Annotated in this window: 14 protein-coding genes; 5 read left to right on the top strand and 9 right to left on the bottom strand. The window is 69.5% G+C overall.

Features of this window, described 5'->3' with window-relative positions; genetic code table 11:
* Positions 1–94 precede the first annotated feature (94 nt).
* Positions 95–1,522 carry an amidohydrolase gene (locus V8J39_RS20315; protein WP_336462797.1) on the top strand — a complete coding sequence of 476 codons (1,428 nt, stop codon included), beginning with the start codon at positions 95–97 and terminating at the stop codon, positions 1,520–1,522.
* 554 nt (positions 1,523–2,076) lie between these two features.
* Here V8J39_RS20315 and V8J39_RS20310 read toward each other — a convergent pair.
* From V8J39_RS20310 to V8J39_RS20270, 9 genes are all read right to left on the bottom strand, one after another.
* Positions 2,077–3,816 (bottom strand): methyl-accepting chemotaxis protein, encoded by a 1,740-nt coding sequence (locus V8J39_RS20310; protein ID WP_336462796.1) that lies wholly within the window; start codon positions 3,814–3,816, stop codon positions 2,077–2,079.
* Positions 3,813–4,100 (bottom strand): hypothetical protein, encoded by a 288-nt coding sequence (locus V8J39_RS20305; RefSeq protein WP_336462795.1) that lies wholly within the window; start codon positions 4,098–4,100, stop codon positions 3,813–3,815. The genes V8J39_RS20310 and V8J39_RS20305 overlap by 4 nt, the downstream gene beginning before the upstream one ends.
* A 71-nt stretch (positions 4,101–4,171) precedes the next feature.
* Entirely contained in the window at positions 4,172–4,522 is a 351-nt protein-coding gene (locus V8J39_RS20300) for an H-type lectin domain-containing protein (protein ID WP_336462794.1), read from the bottom strand.
* A 77-nt stretch (positions 4,523–4,599) separates the two neighbouring features.
* Positions 4,600–5,046 (bottom strand): F0F1 ATP synthase subunit epsilon, encoded by a 447-nt coding sequence (locus V8J39_RS20295; RefSeq protein WP_336462793.1) that lies wholly within the window; start codon positions 5,044–5,046, stop codon positions 4,600–4,602.
* A 10-nt stretch (positions 5,047–5,056) separates the two neighbouring features.
* Positions 5,057–6,478 carry a F0F1 ATP synthase subunit beta gene (atpD, locus tag V8J39_RS20290; RefSeq protein WP_336462792.1) on the bottom strand — a complete coding sequence of 474 codons (1,422 nt, stop codon included), beginning with the start codon at positions 6,476–6,478 and terminating at the stop codon, positions 5,057–5,059.
* A gap of 21 nt (positions 6,479–6,499) precedes the next feature.
* The gene (locus V8J39_RS20285; RefSeq protein ID WP_336462791.1) at positions 6,500–7,375 is read right to left on the bottom strand and encodes a F0F1 ATP synthase subunit gamma; all 876 of its coding nucleotides are present in this window, start codon (positions 7,373–7,375) and stop codon (positions 6,500–6,502) included.
* A gap of 16 nt (positions 7,376–7,391) precedes the next feature.
* Positions 7,392–8,930, bottom strand: a complete 1,539-nt coding sequence (gene atpA, locus V8J39_RS20280) for a F0F1 ATP synthase subunit alpha (RefSeq protein WP_336462790.1) — start codon at positions 8,928–8,930, stop codon at positions 7,392–7,394.
* Positions 8,930–9,490: a F0F1 ATP synthase subunit delta gene (locus V8J39_RS20275; RefSeq protein WP_336462789.1), complete on the bottom strand. Its 561-nt coding sequence runs from the start codon at positions 9,488–9,490 to the stop codon at positions 8,930–8,932. The genes atpA and V8J39_RS20275 overlap by 1 nt, the downstream gene beginning before the upstream one ends.
* Before the next feature lie 379 nt (positions 9,491–9,869).
* A complete protein-coding gene (locus tag V8J39_RS20270; RefSeq protein WP_336462788.1) occupies positions 9,870–10,616 on the bottom strand; it encodes a class I SAM-dependent methyltransferase in 747 nt (248 codons plus the stop codon).
* Between the two features lie 63 nt (positions 10,617–10,679).
* On the opposite strand from V8J39_RS20270, the gene gloB reads away from it, so the two are divergent.
* The 4 genes from gloB to V8J39_RS20250 all read left to right on the top strand — a co-directional run bounded on the left by gloB (position 10,680) and on the right by V8J39_RS20250 (position 15,189).
* Positions 10,680–11,444: a hydroxyacylglutathione hydrolase gene (gloB, locus tag V8J39_RS20265; RefSeq protein ID WP_336462787.1), complete on the top strand. Its 765-nt coding sequence runs from the start codon at positions 10,680–10,682 to the stop codon at positions 11,442–11,444.
* A 207-nt stretch (positions 11,445–11,651) separates the two neighbouring features.
* Positions 11,652–13,982, top strand: a complete 2,331-nt coding sequence (gene clpA, locus V8J39_RS20260) for an ATP-dependent Clp protease ATP-binding subunit ClpA (protein ID WP_336462786.1) — start codon at positions 11,652–11,654, stop codon at positions 13,980–13,982.
* A gap of 126 nt (positions 13,983–14,108) precedes the next feature.
* Positions 14,109–14,816 carry an NYN domain-containing protein gene (locus tag V8J39_RS20255; RefSeq protein WP_336462785.1) on the top strand — a complete coding sequence of 236 codons (708 nt, stop codon included), beginning with the start codon at positions 14,109–14,111 and terminating at the stop codon, positions 14,814–14,816.
* A gap of 10 nt (positions 14,817–14,826) precedes the next feature.
* A complete protein-coding gene (locus V8J39_RS20250; RefSeq protein ID WP_336462784.1) occupies positions 14,827–15,189 on the top strand; it encodes a YigZ family protein in 363 nt (120 codons plus the stop codon).
* Positions 15,190–15,216: the final 27 nt, after the last annotated feature.

The following is a 15,216-nucleotide window of genomic DNA, read 5'->3' as shown; positions in this document are numbered from 1 at the left end:
CCCCCCTTGGGATCGCCCGGCGCGGACCGGGGCTGGCATCCGGCGGCGGATCGGCAGATGGTGGTGTGCAAACGATCCCGCCGGAGACGCCCCGATGACCCAGACCGCCCCGCTCAACACCGACCGCATCTGGCAGCTGTGCGACGATAGCCGCGAGGCCTATGTGGCGCTTGCGAACCGCGTGTTCGACACGCCCGAGACGGCCTATGGCGAATATGCCTCGGCCGCGGCGCATCGCGACCAGCTCGCGGCGGCGGGGGCGCGGATCACCGAGGGCATCGCCGGCATCCCGACCGCGATGATGGGCGAATGGGGCGCCAAGGGCCCGGTGATCGCGGTGCTCGGCGAATATGACGCCCTGCCCGCGCTGGGGCAGGCGCCGGGCGTGGCGGCGCCGCAGCCCACCGGGGGCGCGGGCCATGGCTGCGGGCACAACCTGCTGGGCTCGGCCGCGATGCAGGCCGCCCATGCGATCGCGCTGTGGCTGGCCGAGACCGGCACCCCGGGCCGCGTGCGCTACTACGGCTGCCCGGCCGAGGAGGGCGGCGCCGCCAAGACCTTCATGGTCCGCGCCGGCGCCTTCGACGATGTCGATGCCGCGATCTCGTGGCACCCGGCCGACTATACCGGCGTGTTCGAGGCGGTCTCGCTTGCCAACACGCGGATCGACTTCACCTTCACCGGGCAGGCCGCCCATGCCGCCGCTTCGCCCGAGCTGGGCCGTTCGGGCCTCGACGCGGTCGAGCTGATGAATGTCGGCGTGAACTACCTGCGCGAGCACATGCCCGACGATGCCCGCGTGCACTACGCCTATCTCGACGCCGGCGGCGAGGCGCCGAACGTGGTGCAGGCCAAGGCCACGGTGCGCCAGCTGGTGCGCACGGCGCGGCTGGCCGAGCTTGGCCCGCTGGTCGCGCGGGTGCGCAGGATCGCCGAGGGCGCGGCGCTGATGACCGACACCACGGTCGAGGCGAAGATGGTCTCGGCCGTGTCGGACCTGCTGGAGAACACCGTGCTCGACCGGCTGATGGACGGGCACATCCAGCGGCTGGGCGCGCCGGACTTCGATGCCGAGGACGGCGCCTTCGCCGAGGCGATCCGCGACACGCTGACGCCCGAGCATGTCGCCGACACGTTCCGCCGCGCCGGGCGGCCGATCGACCGCGCGCTGCCGCTTGCCGATTTCGTGGTGCCGCTGGGGACGGCCCCGCGGATCTCGTCGGGCTCGACCGATGTCGGTGACGTCAGCTGGGCGGTGCCGACGGTGCAGGCCTGGGTCGCGACCTGCGCGATCGGGACGCCGTTCCACAGCTGGCAGCTGACCGCGCAGGGCAAGAGCCCGGCGGCGCACAAGGGCATGGTGCAGGCCGCGAAGATCATGGCCTGCGTCGGGCGCGATCTCTTTGCCGATGCGGGGCTTCTGGCCGCCGCCAAGGCCGAGCATGCCGGCCGGATCGCCCAGGAGCCCTATCGCTGCCCCCTGCCCCCCGAGGTCCTGCCGCCGCTGCGCCCCCGCCCCTGACGCCGCCGTCCCCGAAGCGCCCCGCGCCGGCACGACCCCGAGCGTCCCCACAGCACCGGCTGTCCAGACCGCCCGGACTGCCCACACCGCAGAGGCGCCACGGCGGGTTAGGTCAATGCCCTGGCACCCGGGACGCGCGGGCGTGGTCGGTCTGCGGCGGGACGGTCGATCGCCGTAGGGCGCCGCGCCTGGCAAGCGGTCCAATCATCGCCGCGGTCTGGAACGGGTTGCCGGACCGGCGCATGCGGGCGCCGGTCCTGTCGCAAGCGTGACCGGGTGACGGGCCTGCTTACCGGGCCGGGGTTTGCGCCACCGAGTTCGGGGCGGCCGCTCGGGCCGGGATCAGGACCCGGGACCGAGCCACGGGCCGGGGCGGCCGTCCACCGCCGCGCCGGCGGCCCCGGGGGAAGGCGTGGCGGGACGCGCCGGGGCATTCCCGCCCGGATCCCGGCCCGACCCGCCCGGAACGCGGCCCGCACGGAACCAAGCCCGGGCGGCAGGCCGATTGCCGGGGCCGCCCTGCCGCCGCAGGGGCGCGCGGTGCCCGGTCCCCGTCAGCCGGCGCGGCGCTGCGGGGGGGCGGTGGCGCTGCGCTCGGCCTCGGTGCGGAAGGCGATCATCGCCGACCACAGCCGCTGCGCCATTTCCTTCAGCGCCTCGTTCGCCCCCGCGGTCTGGTGCAGCATCATCTCGTTCTGCCGGGTCATGCGATCCAGCTGCTCGACCGTGGTGTTGATCTCGCCGACCGAACGCTCCTGCGCGGTCGCCTCCTCGGCCAGGCCGTTGATCTGGGTCGAGATCTGCGCGACGGCGCTGATGATCCGCTCAAGCTCGGTCACGGTGCGGTTCACCAGCTCGACCCCGGTCTTCACCTGCTGTCCCGACGCCTCGATCAGCGTGCCGATCTCCTTGGCGGCCGAGGAGGAGCGCTGGGCGAGGTCGCGAACCTCGGAGGCGACGACGGCGAAGCCGCGCCCCGCCTCGCCGGCCCGCGCCGCCTCGACGCCCGCGTTCAGCGCCAGAAGGTTGGTCTGGAACGCGATGTCGTCGATCACCGACAGGATCCGGCCGATCTGGTTCGAACTGGTCTCGATCGCGCTCATCGCCTGCAGCGATTCGGCGGCGACCGTGGCGCTCTTGCTCGCGGCCTGCCGCGCGCGGTCGGCAGAGCCGGCGGTGTCGCGGCTGACCTGCGCCGCCTGCCGCACCGACCCGGTGAGCGCGCTGATCGCGCTGACCGTCTCGCCGATCGCGCCCGCCTGCCGCCCCGATCCGGTGACCAGCTGCCCGGCCGTCGTCGCGATCTCGTCGATCTGGCCGCGGATGTCCGAGGCGCATTCGAGCGCCGTCACCACCGACCCCGACAACGTCGCGAGCGAGGCGTTGAAATCCTGCGCCAGCGCGGCATAGGCGGGCTCGTGCTGCGCGGCCAGCCGCACCGACAGATCGCCGCGCGCAAGTCCGGCGCAGGCCCGCGTCAGCTCGGCCACGAAGGCCTCCTGCCGCTGGGCCGTCGCCGCCCGCTCGGCCGCCAGCGTCCGCTCGGCCGCGAGCGCGGCGGCATCCGCCGCCCGGACCTCCTCGGCCTGGGCCTCGGCGCGCTGGGTCGCGGCCTGGGCGCGGGCCGCCTCGGCCTCGGAGGCGGCGCGCAGCGTCTCGGCCTCGCGCGTGCGGGCCTCGGCCTCGTCGCGGGCGCGCCCGGCCTCGTCCGAGACCCGCCGCAACCCGTCGAGCTTGGCGAGGTTCTCGGCCAGCAGGCGCTGGCGCTGGCGCACCACCACCATCAGCGCGACCGCCTCGACCGAGAACAGCCCGGCGTGCAGCGCGATCCGCTCGATGTTCTCGACCGCCTCGGTGCTGGGAAAGACCAGCACCGGATAGGCCAGCCCCAGCACCACCTGGTGCAGCACGGTCGAGACCACCACCACCAGCAGCGCGCGCACGTCGACGAGAATTGTCACCAGCGCGCAGACGGTGAAGAAGGCCATGTGGGTGTCGATGATCCAGCCGTTGCCGGCGAAGGCCGCGGTGAACGAGAAGCACTGCCCGATCATGCCCTGCGCGAGCATCGAGCGGCCCTGCCGGCTGTCCCCTGCCCCGAGCGCTGCGAGCGCCAGGGCCGCGAAGCCCCAGGCCGAGATCGTGGCGACCCAGAAGGCGCCGCCGGCATGCCAGGCGGCGACCGTGGTCGCGGTCGCGAACACCGCGGTGCCGACCGCGAGCACCTTCATCGCGGTCAGCCGCCCGGCGAAGGGCAGGTCGCTTTCGTCGTTGAAAAGATCGTGCAGGGTCATGCGCCGCAGATCCAGCGTGCGGCATCGGCATCGACGAGGAACCAGGCCCCGGCCTGCTGCAGGCGCGCGAACTGCGCGGTCTCGTCGACCGAGACCAGCGTGCCGAAAGGCGCACGCGTCGGCCCGATCAGCCGCGCCCGGCCGGCATCGGCAACCGCGGCCGGATCCGCCCAGGGCGGCACGACCATCAGCACCAGCCCCGCCTGCGCGGGGGCGGTGCCCGAAAGATGCGCCAGCGGCGTGACCACCAGCGACAGGACGGAAATCAGGATCTCTAGTTTCATCACCGGCCACCATGCCACCCGCCAGAAGCGATAGCCGGAAGCCGCTAAAAGTCTTTTAATCCGTGGCCGGATCAGTCGACCTGCCAGTCGTCGTCATGCGCCAGCGTCCCGATCGCCAGCCAGTCGGCGCGCACGCGCGCGACGCGGCTGTCGCCCCAGGTGCGGAACACCAGCGCGAATCCCTCGGCCGTCACCGCGTCGGCCGAGATGTCGGCGCGCTGGTTCGCCCGGCTGTCGGTGTCCCACATCGACAGCGACACCTGCACCACCGGCGGCTCGGCGAAGGGTTCGGAGAAGGCCACGATCCGGCGCATCTCGCGCGCGCCGGTCCCGGTCCACATCTCGCCGCCGTGCTGGAAGTCCGAGAACAGCACGACCGATCCGCGGTCGACGCCCATGGCGTGGCGCTCAAATCGTCTCATAGCCTCACCTTGTCGCTGAAATGCAGCAAGCCCCGGATGGCCGGGGCTTGCAAGCGTTCAGATCGTCGGGCCCGGGATCAGTCCGGGATCGAGGCCTGGTTCGGGTCGAGCCCGATATGGGTGCCCATGGCGACCATGTCGGCCAGCAGCTTGGCGGCGGCGGTCACCGCCTCCTCGCCGATCTCCTCGCGCGAGTGATGCGCTTCCTTGTGCGCGACCTTCGCCTCGGTGAGCATCTCGTTGAACACGTCCTGGCTCACCTCGCCGCGGGGCAGCGAACGCTCGGCCAGGACGGTGACGCCCTCGGGGCCGATCTCGGCGAAGCCGCCGGTCACGGCATAGTCGGTCGTGCCCTCGGCCGAGACGACGGTCAGGATGCCGGGCCGCAGGGTGGTGAGCGTCGGCGCATGGCCCGGCATGGCGGTGAGGTCGCCCTCCGCCCCCGGGATGCGCACCTCGCGCGCCTTCACGGAAGCAAGCTTCCGTTCCGGCGACACGAGGTCGAACTGCATCGTATCGGCCATCTAAGCCCCCTTACGCCGCCGCCGCGAGGCGCTCGGCCTTGGCGATCACCTCGTCGATGCCGCCGACCATGTAGAAGGCGGCTTCCGGCAGGTGGTCGTATTCGCCGGCGACAACCGCCTTGAACGACTTGATCGTGTCTTCCAGCGGCACCTGCTTGCCGTCGGCGCCGGTGAAGACCTTCGCCACGTCGAACGGCTGCGACAGGAAGCGCTGGATCTTGCGGGCGCGGGCCACCGTCAGCTTGTCCTCTTCCGACAGTTCGTCCATGCCGAGGATCGCGATGATGTCCTGCAGCGACTTGTAGCGCTGGAGGATCCCCTGCACCGAGCGGGCCACCGCATAGTGCTCTTCACCCACGATCTGCGGGTCCATCAGGCGCGAGGTCGAGTCGAGCGGGTCCACGGCCGGGTAGATGCCCAGTTCCGAGATCGCGCGTGACAGGGTGGTGGTCGCGTCGAGGTGGGCGAACGAGGTCGCCGGCGCCGGGTCGGTGAGGTCGTCGGCCGGAACGTAGATCGCCTGCACCGAGGTGATCGAGCCCTTCTTGGTCGAGGTGATCCGCTCCTGCAGCGCGCCCATGTCGGTCGCCAGCGTCGGCTGGTAGCCCACGGCAGACGGGATGCGGCCCAGCAGCGCCGACACTTCCGAGCCGGCCTGGGTGAAGCGGAAGATGTTGTCGACGAAGAACAGAACGTCGGTGCCCGAGGTGTCGCGGAACTGTTCCGCGATGGTCAGGCCGGTCAGCGCCACGCGGGCACGGGCCCCCGGGGGTTCGTTCATCTGGCCGTAGACCAGCGCCACCTTCGATTCGTCGAGCTTCTCGGGGTTGATGACGCCCGACTCGATCATCTCGTGGTAGAGGTCGTTGCCCTCGCGGGTCCGCTCGCCGACGCCGGCGAAGACCGAGAAGCCCGAGTGCACCTTGGCGATGTTGTTGATCAGTTCCATGATCAGAACCGTCTTGCCCACGCCGGCGCCGCCGAACAGGCCGATCTTGCCGCCCTTGGCGTAGGGGGCCAGCAGGTCGATGACCTTGATGCCGGTCACGAGGATCTCGGATTCGGTCGACTGGTCGTCGAACAGCGGCGCGGGCTGGTGGATCGCGCGGGTCTCGACGGCCGAGACCGGGCCCTTTTCGTCCACCGGCTCGCCGATGACGTTCAGGATGCGGCCCAGCGTCGCGTCGCCGACCGGCACCGAGATCGGGGCGCCGAGGTCGGAGACGGCGGCGCCGCGCACGAGGCCTTCGGTCGCGTCCATGGCGATGGCGCGGACGGTCGATTCACCGAGGTGCTGCGCGACTTCCAGCACAAGGCGCTTGCCGTTGTTGGTGGTCTCGAGCGCGTTGAGGATGGCGGGCAGGTGGTCTTCGAACTGGACGTCGACGACCGCGCCGATCACCTGCGTGACTTTGCCAGTGGGATTGGCCATGTGGAAATCTCCGGTTCGGTGTCAGAGCGCCTCGGCGCCCGAAATGATTTCGATGAGTTCTTTGGTGATCGCAGCCTGACGCGACCGGTTGTACTCGATGGTCAGCTTGTTGATCATGTCGCCCGCGTTGCGGGTGGCGTTGTCCATCGCGCTCATCCGTGCGCCCTGTTCCGAGGCCGCGTTCTCAAGCAGCGCCGCGAAGATCTGCGTCGCCACCGACCGCGGCAGCAGATCCGCCAGGATCGCCTCCTCGTCGGGTTCGTAGTCGTAAAGCGCCGCCGAGGCGTCGGCTTCCTTGGTCTCGACCACGGCCGGGATCACCTGCTGCGCGGTCGGGATCTGGCTGATCACCGAGGCGAAGCGGTTGTAGAAGATCGTGGCCACGTCGAACTCGCCGGCGGCGAAGCGCGCCAGCACGTCCTTCGAGATGCCCGAGGCCACGTCGTAGCCCATCTTCTTGACCGTGCTGAGGTCCACGTGACCCACGAACAGGTCGCCGTAGTCGCGGCGCAGCTGCTCGCGGCCCTTCTTGCCGACGGTGAGGATCTTCACCGTTTTGCCTTCGGACTTCAGCTTCTGGATGCGCTGGCGGGCCAGGCGCACGATCGTCGAGTTGAAGCCGCCGCACAGGCCCCGCTCCGAGGTCATGATGACCAGCAGGTGGGTCTTGTCGGCGCCGGTGCCGGCCAGAAGGCGCGGCGCGCCTTCCGAGCCCGCGACGGCGGTGGCGAGGGACGCCACCACCGCGTTCATGCGGTCTGCATAGGGACGCGCAGCCTCTGCGGCATCCTGCGCGCGGCGCAGTTTCGCCGCGGCGACCATCTGCATCGCCTTCGTGATCTTGCGCGTCGACTTGACGCTCGCGATCCGGTTCTTGAGGTCCTTAAGGCTGGGCATTCCCTGTCCTTATCGCTCAGGCGAAGGTCTTGGCGAAGTCGTCCAGCACCGCCTTGATCCGGTCCTCGGCCTCGCCCTTGATCTTCGGGTCGGTCGTGGTGATCCAGTCCAGCAGGTCGCGCTTCTGCGTCCGCAGGTAGGACAGCAGCCCCGCCTCGTACTTGCCCACGTCCTTGACCGCGACCTTGTCCAGGTAGCCCTGGGTGCCGGCGAAGATCACGACGACCTGCTCGGCGGTGGTCAGCGGCGCGTATTGCGGCTGCTTCATCAGCTCGGTCAGGCGGGCGCCGCGGTTCAGCAGCTTCTGCGTGGCGGCATCGAGGTCCGAGCCGAACTGGGCGAAGGCCGCCATCTCGCGGTACTGGGCCAGTTCCAGCTTGATCGGGCCGGCGACCGACTTCATCGCGTTGGTCTGCGCGGACGAGCCGACGCGCGACACCGACAGGCCGGTGTTCACCGCCGGGCGGATGCCCTGGTAGAACAGTTCCGATTCCAGGAAGATCTGGCCATCGGTGATCGAGATCACGTTGGTCGGGATGTAGGCCGACACGTCGCCGCCCTGGGTCTCGATGATCGGCAGAGCGGTCAGCGAGCCGGCGCCGAAGTCCTCGTTCAGCTTCGCCGAACGCTCGAGCAGGCGCGAGTGCAGGTAGAAGACGTCGCCCGGATAGGCTTCGCGCCCCGGCGGACGGCGCAGCAGCAGCGACATCTGGCGGTAGGCGACGGCCTGCTTGGAGAGGTCATCGTAGATGATCAGCGCGTGGCGGCCGTTGTCGCGGAAGAATTCCGCCATCGCGGTCGCGGCATAGGGCGCGAGGAACTGCATCGGCGCCGGGTCCGAGGCGGTGGCGGCCACGATGGTCGTGTACGCGATCGCGCCGGTTTCCTCGAGCTTCTTCACCAGCTGGGCAACGGTCGAGCGCTTCTGGCCGACGGCCACGTAGATGCAGTAGAGCTTCTTGCTCTCGTCATCGCCGGCGGCTTCGTTGTACGACTTCTGGTTCAGGATCGTGTCGAGCGCGATCGCGGTCTTGCCGGTCTGGCGGTCGCCGATGATCAGCTCGCGCTGGCCGCGGCCGACGGGGATCATCGCGTCGACCGACTTCAGGCCGGTCGCCATCGGCTCGTGCACCGACTTGCGCGGGATGATGCCGGGGGCCTTCACGTCGGCGATGCGACGCTCGGAGAACATGATCGGGCCCTTGCCGTCGATCGGGTTGCCCAGCGCGTCGACGACGCGGCCCAGCAGGCCCTCGCCGGCGGGGACGTCCACGATCGACTTGGTGCGGGTGACGGTGTCACCTTCCTTGATCTCGCGGTCCGAGCCGAAGATCACGACACCGACGTTGTCGAGTTCGAGGTTCAGCGCCATGCCCCGGACGCCGCCGGGGAATTCGACCATTTCACCGGCCTGGACATTGTCCAGACCGTGGACACGGGCAATCCCGTCGCCGACCGACAGCACGCGGCCGACTTCGGCCACCTCGGCCTCCTGGCCGAAATTCTTGATCTGCTCCTTGAGGATCGCAGAGATCTCGGCAGCTTGGATTCCCATTATCCGACCTCTTTCATGGCATTCTGAAGATTGGCGAGCTTCGAGGCGACCGAGGTGTCGATCATCTTCGAGCCGACCTTGACGACGAGACCGCCGATGAGGGCTTCATCAACGGTGGTGTTCAGTTTCACGGTCTTGCCGACCGTGTTCGACAGCGCGGCGGCCAGGCGGGCCGACTGCTCGTCGGTCAGGGGCTGGGCGGCACGGACGTCGGCGGTGATCTCGCCCTTCTCGGCGGCGATCATGTCCTCGAGCTTGGCCAGCAGCGCCGGCAGCACGAACAGCCGCCGCTTCGAGGCCAGCAGCTGCAGCGTGTTCGCCACGACGGGCCCGAGGCCCATCTGCGACGCCACCGCGCCGATGCCCCGGCCCTGCGCCTCGCGGCCGTAGACCGGCGAGGTGATCAGGTCGCGCAGGTCGGCGCTGTCGGCGAGCGCCTGCGAAAGCGACGCGGTGTCGGCTTCGAGCTGGGCGAGCGCGCCTGCCTCCTTGGCAAGGTCGAAGACGGCCGTCGCGTAGCGCGCGGCGATGCTAGCGGAGATCGAAGCTGGTTCGGACACGTCCACCCTTCCGTTTCATGGTACCCCGACACCCCCGCGCACGCGCAGGGGAAGGGCGTTCCGTGGCCTCGCACGGCTGCAGCGATCCGCATTAGGCCGAAATTCCGGGCGAGGATGTAGCAGAGCCTCGGGCATGTCGCAACCGCGAAGGTCAACAGAAAGTTACTGCAAAAGCGCGGGAAATCAGTCCCTTGCCCCCGCCCCGTCCGAAGGTGTGAAAAAACCCTGCGACAGTTGGGGCGCTAACGGCGTTCGCGCGCGCGGAATCTGTACATGAGAGCGATTTTTCGCCCGGTTTTCGGGCAGTGATTCAACCCCCTGCCCGTTCCGGTCGCCCCTGCCGCCGCCGCCCCGCGCGGGACCGTCGGCGGGCGGGCGCTCAGACCGGGTCGGCGGCGGGGGCCGGCAGGCCCTCGAGCGCCTTCAGCGGCCGCTTCACCGCCGCCGCGAGGCCCGGCCGGGTCGGCGCCTGCACCTGCTTGGAGACCTCGATCATCACCACGCCGCTGGCGAAGACGGTCGAGATCCGGGTGCCCAGGCGTTCCCACATCGGCGCGGTGCGCAGCCAGAACCGGCGCGAGGTCGGCGGGATGTAGAGCGCGGCGGCATGGCGTTCGGTCGCGAAGCCCGCCTTGCGCAGCGCCCCGTCGAGCTGGCCCGAGGTATAGGGCCGGCCCGAGCCGAAGGGCGTGCGGTCCGAGCGCGACCACAGGCCCGCGCGGTTGGGCACGATGAAGATCGCCCGCCCCCCCGGCCCCAGCACCCGGCGGCATTCCTCGAGCAGCGCCTGCACGTTGTCCGACCCCTCGAGCCCGTGCATCACGATCAGCTTGTCGATCATGCCGGTGTCGATCGGCCAGGTCATCTCCTCGCACAGGACCGAGACGTTGGGCAGCCCGGCCGGCCAGGGCATCACCCCCTGCGGCGCGGGCATCAGCCCGATCACCCGCCGCGCATCGCCGAGATAGGGACGCAGCAGCGGCACCGCGAAGCCGTAGCCCGCGACGGTCTGGCCCGAGGCCTCGGGCCACAGTTGCGTGACCCGGTCGCGGATCGCCTTCTGGGCGACCCGGCCCAGCTGGGTCCGGTAATAGAAGTTCCTCAGATCGAGGACGTCGAGATGCATTGAACCTTCCGGTCCGGTTGGGCACAGTCGCCCCCCACCATAGACGCATCCGAAGGGAACGCCATGCTCGAGCTTCTGACCATCCCCTGCCTTTCGGACAATTACGCCTTCCTCGTCCACGATCCGGCCACGGGCGGGACCGCCTGCGTCGACGTGCCCGAGACCGCGCCGATCCTCGCCGCGCTGGCCGGGCGCGGCTGGACCCTGACCGACATCCTGATCACCCACCACCACCCCGACCATGTCCAGGGCGTCGACGCGCTGCGCGCGGCGACCGGCGCCCGGGTGACCGGCGCCGCCGCCGACAGCCACCGCCTGCCGACGCTCGACCGCGCGGTGATGGCGGGCGGCCGGTTCGAGCTGTTCGGGCAGGAGGTCGCGGTGATCGACGTCTCGGGGCACACGGTCGGGCACATCGCCTTCCACATGCCCGGCCCCGGCTGGGCCTTCACCGGCGACAGCCTGATGGCCTGGGGCTGCGGGCGGCTGTTCGAGGGCACGGCGCCGATGATGTGGGACTCGCTCTCGCGGCTCGCCGTTCTGCCGCCGGAAACGGTGATCTGTTCCGGCCACGAATACACGCTGTCCAATGGACGGTTCGCGCTGACCATTGAACCGGAGAATCCCGCGCTTATATCGCGCCTCGCTGCGACGGAAGCGGCGCGCGCCGAAGGTCGGCCCACGGTCCCGTCGACGCTGGAAGAGGAACTGGCCACGAACCCGTTCCTGCGTGCGGGCAACTTCCAAGTAAAATCGTCACTGGGAATGGAAAAAGCCACGGACGCCGAGGTTTTCGGCGAGATCCGGGGCCGCAAGGACCGGTTCTGACGCTTAATGCGGCGGGCCGGGAATGCCGCGCCGCGGAAAGGCCGGGACCGCGTTCACATTTTGCGTCAGGTCGGTGGGCACACGCGAAATCCGCGAAAAAGCACTTGAAGCCCGGCTCTTTCCACCGAACTTTAAAAGTATGAGGCCAAGGTCGTTCAGGTAGACCCCAGCGGTCCGCCCCTCGACCATGAGGAAAGGAGCACGCGCGTGCCGTCGTTTTCGAACACTCTCGAGCAGGCCATCCATGCAGCCCTTGCGCTGGCGAACACCCGCCGGCACGAACTGGCGACGCTGGAACACCTGCTTCTGTCGCTGATCGATGAACCCGACGCGGCCAAGGTGATGCGTGCCTGCAACGTCGATCTCGACGAGCTGCGCCGCACCCTGTCGGATTTCATCGACGATGATCTGTCGACCCTCGTCACCGATGTCGAAGGGTCCGAGGCGGTGCCGACCGCCGCCTTCCAGCGCGTGATCCAGCGCGCGGCGATCCACGTCCAGTCCTCGGGCCGAACCGAGGTGACGGGCGCCAATGTTCTGGTGGCGATCTTCGCGGAACGCGAGTCGAACGCCGCCTATTTCCTGCAGGAGCAGGACATGACCCGCTACGACGCGGTCAACTTCATCGCCCATGGCGTGGCCAAGAACCCCTCCTTCGGTGAAAGCCGCCCCGTGTCGGGCGCGTCCGAGGAAGAGGCCGAACAGGCGGCTTCGCAGTCGGCGCCCACCGGGGAAGCGAAGGAGTCGGCCTTGGCGAAGTACTGCGTCGATCTCAACCAGAAGTCCAAGAAGGGCGAGGTCGATCCCCTGATCGGCCGGGAGCACGAGGTGGAGCGCTGCATCCAGGTGCTCTGCCGCCGGCGCAAGAACAACCCGCTCCTGGTGGGTGACCCGGGCGTCGGCAAGACCGCGATCGCCGAGGGCCTCGCGCTCAAGATCACCCGCGGCGAGACGCCCGACATCCTGGCGGGCGCCACGATCTTCTCGCTCGACATGGGCGCGCTGCTGGCGGGCACCCGCTATCGCGGCGATTTCGAAGAGCGGCTGAAGGCGGTGGTGAAAGAGCTTGAGGATCACCCCGACGCGATCCTGTTCATCGACGAGATCCACACCGTGATCGGCGCCGGCGCCACCTCGGGCGGGGCGATGGACGCCTCGAACCTGCTCAAGCCCGCGCTGGCCGGCGGCAAGCTGCGCTGCATGGGCTCGACCACCTACAAGGAGTTCCGCCAGCACTTCGAGAAGGACCGCGCCCTGTCGCGCCGGTTCCAGAAGATCGACGTGAACGAACCCTCGGTCGAGGATTCGATCAAGATCCTGATGGGGCTGAAGCCCTATTTCGAAAGCCACCACGACATCCGCTACACCCAGGATGCGATCAAGACCGCGGTCGAGCTGTCGGCGCGCTACATCAACGACCGCAAGCTGCCCGACAAGGCGATCGACGTGATCGACGAGGCCGGCGCCGCCCAGCACCTGATGTCCGACAGCAAGCGTCGCAAGACGATCTCGGCCAAGGAGATCGAGGCCGTCGTCGCCAAGATCGCCCGCATTCCGCCCAAGAACGTCTCGAAGGACGATGCCGAGGTGCTGCGCGACCTGGAAAAGACGCTCAAGCGGGTGGTCTTCGGCCAGGACAAGGCGATCGAGGCGCTCAGCTCGGCGATCAAGCTGGCGCGGGCCGGCCTGCGCGAGCCCGAAAAGCCGATCGGCAACTACCTGTTCGCCGGCCCGACCGGTGTCGGCAAGACCGAGGTGGCCAAGCAGCTGGCGGATTCGCTGGGTGTGGAGCTGCTGCGCTTCGACATGTCGGAATACATGGAGAAGCACGCGGTCAGCCGCCTGATCGGCGCGCCTCCGGGCTATGTCGGCTTCGACCAGGGCGGCATGCTGACCGACGGCATCGACCAGCACCCGCATTGCGTGCTGCTGCTTGACGAGATCGAGAAGGCGCATCCGGATGTCTACAACATCCTGCTGCAGGTGATGGACCACGGGAAGCTGACCGACCACAACGGTCGCCAGGTCGACTTCCGCAACGTGATCCTGATCATGACCTCGAACGCCGGCGCGTCGGACATGCAGAAGGCGGCGATCGGCTTCGGCCGCGACAAGCGCGAGGGCGAGGACACCGCCGCGATCGAGCGGACCTTCACGCCCGAGTTCCGCAACCGTCTGGACGCGGTGATCAGCTTCGCGCCGCTCGGCAAGGAGATCATCCTGCAGGTGGTCGACAAGTTCGTGCTGCAGCTCGAGGCCCAGCTGATGGACCGCGGCGTGCATATCGAGCTGACGCCCGAGGCCGCCGCCTGGCTGGGCGACAAGGGCTACGACGACAAGATGGGCGCGCGCCCGCTCGGCCGCGTGATCCAGGAGCACATCAAGAAGCCGCTCGCCGAGGAACTGCTGTTCGGCAAGCTGACCAAGGGTGGCGTGGTCCATGTCCGCCTCAAGGACGACCAGATCGTGCTCGAGGTCGACGAACCGGGAAGCCCGCGCCTCTCGGGCTCGAAACCGCGGCTGCTCACGGCCGAGTGACAGCGGCCCGCTGAAACGACACGACACCCGCGGCAGCGATGCCGCGGGTGTTTTTCTGCCACCGCGCCAAACCCTTGCCGCAATCGCCCGACACAGCTTTGTCGTGATCGGTGACGGAGGTCGGGGATGCGCGTGGCAGTCTGCGTGGATGGGGACAACCTCGGCCCCTGGGCCGCGGGACAGGTCCGGGCGATCGCCGCACCGCTGGGCCGGCTCGACACGCTGCGCACCTATGGCGACGCCACCCGCGCCGCGGGCTGGCTGGCCGAACCCGGCTTCCACTTCGTCCATGCCGGCTGCGGCAAGAATGCCTCGGACCTCGCGCTCGGCGTCGATGCGATGGACCTGGCCCTGGCCGAGCGGTTCGACATCCTCGTCATCGCCAGCTCGGACGGGGACTTCTCGCACCTGGCCACGCGCCTGCGCGACCGGGGCCGCACCGTCCACGGCATCGGCGAAGCGAAGACCCCTGCCCGATTCCGCGCGGCCTGCTCCCGGTTCCACCAGATCGCCCCGACCGTGACGACGCTCCGACCGCCCGCCACCCAGCCCACCCAGGGCGGGCCTGACCCCATACCGCAGGCGCTCCACGCACGGGTGCACGCGATCGTCAAGGCCGCCTGCAAGGACGGCGGGCCGGGTATCGCGATCACCGACCTGAACGCGCGCCTGCACGCCGAGGCCCGCTTCAGCATCTCGCAGCATCCCAGCCGGAGCTGGCGCGCCTATTTCAGCGCCCGCGCCAGCATCTACGCCATCGACCGCACCACGCCGGGCCAGGCGCTGGTACGGCTGTGCGATCGCCCCTTGCCGCCGGTGGCCGCCGCCGACTAGATCCGGGGCCATGCTGACGCTCGACAGGATCATCTCGGACCGCGGCTCGAAATACGCGGTCTCCGGCGCGCCCTGCGGCTCCGAAGCCGAGGCCCGCGCGCTGGTGGCGGAGCTGTGCCGCGCCAAGCGCTTCGCCAAGGCCACGCATCACAGCTGGGGGCTGATCACGCCCGATGGCCCGGTGAAGAACGACGACGGCGAGGCCGGCGCGGGCCAGGTGATCCTGCGCATGCTCGAGCGCGAGGGGCTGACGGGCCACGTGGTCATCGTCACCCGCTGGTACGGCGGCAAGCACCTCGGCGGCGACCGATTCCGCCATGTCCAGGACGCGGTGCGCCTCTACCTCGACCACCCGGACCGGCCGCGGGCATAGGCCGGTGGCGCAGGGGGGTGCGGGGGG

Origin of the sequence: Frigidibacter sp. MR17.24, assembly GCF_037095655.1 — a bacterium.
Lineage (GTDB): Bacteria > Pseudomonadota > Alphaproteobacteria > Rhodobacterales > Rhodobacteraceae > Frigidibacter.
The sequence above is the reverse complement of the archived record's forward strand: the minus strand, read 5'-3'. Positions and strand labels throughout refer to the sequence as shown.

What these genes read in the sequence shown, in the direction of transcription:
- V8J39_RS20300 (WP_336462794.1), bottom strand. Translation starts at nt 4,522, where the DNA reads ATGAGACGATTTGAGCGCCACGCCATGGGCGTCGACCGCGGATCGGTC.
- V8J39_RS20305 (WP_336462795.1), bottom strand. Translation starts at nt 4,100, where the DNA reads ATGAAACTAGAGATCCTGATTTCCGTCCTGTCGCTGGTGGTCACGCCG.
- V8J39_RS20315 (WP_336462797.1), top strand. Translation starts at nt 95, where the DNA reads ATGACCCAGACCGCCCCGCTCAACACCGACCGCATCTGGCAGCTGTGC.
- V8J39_RS20270 (WP_336462788.1), bottom strand. Translation starts at nt 10,616, where the DNA reads ATGCATCTCGACGTCCTCGATCTGAGGAACTTCTATTACCGGACCCAG.
- gloB (WP_336462787.1), top strand. Translation starts at nt 10,680, where the DNA reads ATGCTCGAGCTTCTGACCATCCCCTGCCTTTCGGACAATTACGCCTTC.
- V8J39_RS20250 (WP_336462784.1), top strand. Translation starts at nt 14,827, where the DNA reads ATGCTGACGCTCGACAGGATCATCTCGGACCGCGGCTCGAAATACGCG.
- atpA (WP_336462790.1), bottom strand. Translation starts at nt 8,930, where the DNA reads ATGGGAATCCAAGCTGCCGAGATCTCTGCGATCCTCAAGGAGCAGATC.
- V8J39_RS20310 (WP_336462796.1), bottom strand. Translation starts at nt 3,816, where the DNA reads ATGACCCTGCACGATCTTTTCAACGACGAAAGCGACCTGCCCTTCGCC.
- V8J39_RS20295 (WP_336462793.1), bottom strand. Translation starts at nt 5,046, where the DNA reads ATGGCCGATACGATGCAGTTCGACCTCGTGTCGCCGGAACGGAAGCTT.
- atpD (WP_336462792.1), bottom strand. Translation starts at nt 6,478, where the DNA reads ATGGCCAATCCCACTGGCAAAGTCACGCAGGTGATCGGCGCGGTCGTC.
- V8J39_RS20285 (WP_336462791.1), bottom strand. Translation starts at nt 7,375, where the DNA reads ATGCCCAGCCTTAAGGACCTCAAGAACCGGATCGCGAGCGTCAAGTCG.
- V8J39_RS20255 (WP_336462785.1), top strand. Translation starts at nt 14,109, where the DNA reads ATGCGCGTGGCAGTCTGCGTGGATGGGGACAACCTCGGCCCCTGGGCC.